The sequence below is a fragment of the Mycobacterium sp. genome (assembly GCF_032162105.1).
In the GTDB taxonomy this organism is placed as follows: Bacteria; Actinomycetota; Actinomycetes; order Mycobacteriales; family Mycobacteriaceae; genus Mycobacterium.
Window position 1 is genome coordinate 1 of the sequence record NZ_JAVRPS010000613.1, and the last position, 3,765, is coordinate 3,765.

Genomic DNA, 3,765 nt, shown 5'->3' on the forward strand with positions numbered 1-3,765 from the left:
CGGTGGCACGGACCCGCGGCGCGCTTGTAACGTCGTTGGGGATCGACAGCCGGATCACCTTGAACCATGCCGAGGCGACCTGCTTCACCAGTGGCCCGGTGGTGTAGGTGAGCCCGTAGCGGTCGAAGACGTCCTTGACCGCAGGCGCGATCTCGCCATACCGGTTGCTTGGCAGATCCGGGAACAGGTGGTGCTCGATCTGGTACGACAGGTTGCCGCTCATCAGGTGCATCAGGCGGCTACCGCTGATGTTGGCGGACCCGAGCATCTGACGCAGGTACCACTGACCGCGGGTCTCGCCCTCGATGCTGTTGTACGAGAACGTCTGCACGCCTTCGGGGAAGTGCCCGCACATGATCACCGAGTGCGTCCACAGATTGCGTACCACGTTGGCGGTGAGGTTGGCGGTCAACGTCGTGACGGCGCTTGGCCCCGACAGCAGGGGATGCACGACGTAGTCCCGCAGGCCCTGCTTGCCGATCTTGCGCAGCGTGGACTTCACGCGGGCGCGGAACTCCGGGTTCTGGCGCCGCTCCGCGGTTTTCAGGTTCTTGCCGAGTTTGAGGTCGTAGGCGGCGATCCCGTACTGGAACAGCACGGCATTGATCGCGTTCCACAGCGGCTGGCCGAGATGGAAGGGGGACCATCGCTGGTCCTCGTCCACGCGCATGATGCCGTAGCCGAGGTCACCGTCCCTGCCGATCACGTTGGTGTAGGTGTGGTGCTCCTCGTTGTGGGCGTGCTTCCACTGTTCGGCCGTTGACGCGTTGTCCCACTCCCAGGTGGTGGAGTGAATCTTCGGGTCGCGCATCCAATCCCATTGGCCGTGCATGACGTTGTGGCCGATCTCCATGTTCTCCAGGATCTTGGCCGCCGACAGTCCGGCGGTGCCGAGCCACCAGGCGGGCGGGAACAGTGAGAACAACAGCACGGCGCGGCTACCGGCCTCCAGGCCGCGTTGGGTCTTGATCACGGTGCGGATGTAGCGGGCGTCGTCTTCGCCGCGGCTGTCGAGTATCTGCTGACGGATGGCGTCCAACTCGCGTCCGAGGTTCTCGACGTCGTCGTCGCTCAGGTGGGCGATGGGGCTGGTGGCCTTGTTCTGCAGGGTGGTCATGGTGAATGTCCTCCGATGAATATGGTTGAGGCGGTTCAGATGTCGAGTTCGCAGGAGCCGGCGACGGTGGAGACGCAGGTCTGCACTAGCACGCCGGCGTCGGGCGCGCCGATGGTGACGGCGCCGTTGCGCACGTCGCGGACCGCTCCGCTGCGCAGGGGCAGGACGCAGCCGAAGCACACCCCCATCCGGCAGCCCGACGGCATCAGGACTCCGGCGTTCTCGCCGGCTTCCAGAAGTGTTGTGTCCGAACCGGTGTCGACGGTCGCGCCGGTTCTGGTGAAGCTGACCGGGCCACCCTCGCCGCCACGAAGGGCAGGCGCGGTGAACCGTTCGGTGTGCAGACGTTCGGCCGCGCCATGCTGCGCCCAGTGCGCCTCGATGTCGTCGAGCAGCGTGGCGGGGCCGCAGGCCCACGTCTGCCGATCGGCCCAGTCCGGCACCAGCGCGTCGAGATCGGCCGCGGTCATCCGCGGCGAGGTAGATGTGTGACGCTCGAGGAGACGCACGGAGCCCGTCGCGGCGAGCTCGCGCAGTTCGCTGCCGAACACCACGTCGTCGGCGGTGGGGGCGCTGTGCACCAGCACAACGTCGGCGAGTTCGCGGGAGTGGCTGCGCAGCATGCCCATGACGGGCGTGATGCCGCTGCCTGCGGTCACGAACAACGCCTTGTCCGGCCGCGCGGTCGGCAGGGTGAAGTCGCCGCTGGCCTGGTCGAGGTGAACCAGGGTGCCCGCCGTCGCCTGACGCACCAGGTAGTTGGAGACCACACCGTCCTGCACCGCCTTGACGGTGATGGTGATGTGGCGACCGGACCCGGCCGTGTTGGCCCGCGAGGTGATGGAGTAGCTGCGCCAGTGCCGGACGCCGTCGACGTCGACGCCGACGCGCACGTACTGGCCGGCCCGGTGCCCGCGCCAGCCGCGCCCGACCCGGATGCGGACGGTCGCCGCATCGGCCGTTTCGGCGACGACGGCGCCAAGGCGGCCGCGGAGGTCGCGCGAGCTGCTCAAGGGGTCGATGAGGTCGATGAAGTCGCGCGGCACCAGCGGCGTCGCGACCATCTGCGCGATGGACCGCAGCGGTCGCCGCGCGGTTCCAGCGAGGAGAGAAGTCATGACTACATTCTGATTATCAGAATGGGTTACTTCTCGACCTGGCCGTGTGAAAATGAGAGCATAAATTGTTCGTCGAGAACAAAATAAGCACGCGCACGGGTGTGAGCAGGGAGGACCTGATGAGCGAGGACGACGGCCGAACGGTGTGGGCACCGCTGCCCGAGGCGGTCCTGGCGGCCATGTGGTCGGTCCTGCCGTCGGTGGCCGAGCGCACCGTGGCAGCCGTCATCGACGACGTGCCCAGCTACGCCGACGCCTTCGGCGGCCGGATGGGCCGGACCATCGAAAAGGCAGTGCAGCAGTCGCTGGCCGCCTTCCTTCAGCTCACCGCAGAGGGCGACGATCCGGACACGTCACCGAACGTCCGCCCGGCACTCGACGGTGCCTACGCCCTTGGGCAGGGCGAAGCGCGTCAGGGCCGCTCAACCGACGTGTTGTTGGCGGCCTTCCGGGTCGGAGCGCGCACGGCGTGGCGCGAGTGGAGCGCGGTAGCGGTGACGCACCAGTTGCCGGGTGATCAACTAGCCGTGTTCGCCGAGCGGGTGTTCGCCTACATCGACCGGCTCTCGGCCACCAGCGTCGCCGGCCACGCCGATGAACTCGCCAAGACCGGCCTGGCACGGCAACGACACCGGGAAACCCTTGCGCGCCAACTACTTGCGTCGGCGCCCGCCGAAGACCTGCTGGCCACTGCCGAGCGTGCCGAATGGCGGCCGCCGCGGACACTGACTGCCGTGGCGGTGCCACGGGGCGACGAACGGCGCCTGATCTCGACGCTGGGTGCGAGCAGTCTCGAGATCCCCGACGACGCGCTGCCTCCGGTGGGACGTTCGGTCACTGTGCTGCTGGTCGCCGACGTCGGTGGCCGCGCCCGCCCGGCATTGCTCCGTTCGATCGGCATCACCGGCCCGGTGATCGGACCGGAACGGCCGTGGACGCAAGCGGGTCTCTCCGTTGATCGCACGCTGCGAGCGATCGAGTTGTTCGGCGACGGTGACGATCCGATCGACACGGAGCGACACCTGACCGAACTGGTCCTCAATGCCGACGCCGATGCGCTGGCCGACCTGCGCACCAGAGTGCTCGCCCCACTCGACTCGGTGCGGCCCGCCGTCAAGGACAAGCTGGTGGACACGCTGCGGGCGTGGCTGCTGCACCACGGTCGCCGCGACGACGTCGCCGCGGCGCTCTTCGTGCACCCGCAGACCGTGCGCTACCGGCTGGGCCAACTCCGCGAACTGTTCGGCGACGACCTTGCCGACCCACGCGTGGTGGAAGACCTCACGGTGGCGCTGGCGGGAACCCGGCTGCCCTAATTCGACGTCAAGCGATGAATTCCGGGGGCGGTCGGTGTCTATACGGATGGACATGTCGACCAGAACGGAAGCAGGGATCGCGATGAACACAGCCCCGATCGTGTCGGAGCAGGAGTGGGAGAAGGCCCGCCAGGAGCTGCTCGTCAAGGAGAAGGAGGTGACCCGCGCTCAAGACGCACTGGCCGCGGAGCGTCGCCGCATGCCATGGCTCGCC

At 67.7% G+C, this 3,765-nt stretch carries 4 protein-coding genes; 2 read left to right on the forward strand and 2 right to left on the reverse strand.

Annotated elements, in window-relative coordinates:
* A partial coding sequence (locus QOC69_RS31190; protein WP_526446373.1) for a fatty acid desaturase family protein occupies positions 1 to 1,117 on the reverse strand: 1,117 nt, incomplete at its 3' end.
* Between the two features lie 35 nt (positions 1,118 to 1,152).
* Positions 1,153 to 2,235 (reverse strand): ferredoxin reductase, encoded by a 1,083-nt coding sequence (locus QOC69_RS31195; protein WP_526446374.1) that lies wholly within the window; start codon positions 2,233 to 2,235, stop codon positions 1,153 to 1,155.
* A gap of 119 nt (positions 2,236 to 2,354) precedes the next feature.
* On the opposite strand from QOC69_RS31195, the gene QOC69_RS31200 reads away from it, so the two are divergent.
* Both QOC69_RS31200 and QOC69_RS31205 read left to right on the forward strand, forming a co-directional pair.
* Complete coding sequence (locus QOC69_RS31200) at positions 2,355 to 3,551, forward strand: PucR family transcriptional regulator (protein ID WP_526446375.1); 1,197 nt, start codon at positions 2,355 to 2,357, stop codon at positions 3,549 to 3,551.
* A gap of 82 nt (positions 3,552 to 3,633) precedes the next feature.
* Positions 3,634 to 3,765 (forward strand): DUF899 family protein (locus tag QOC69_RS31205; RefSeq protein WP_526446376.1); only part of this gene is annotated, 132 nt, incomplete at its 3' end.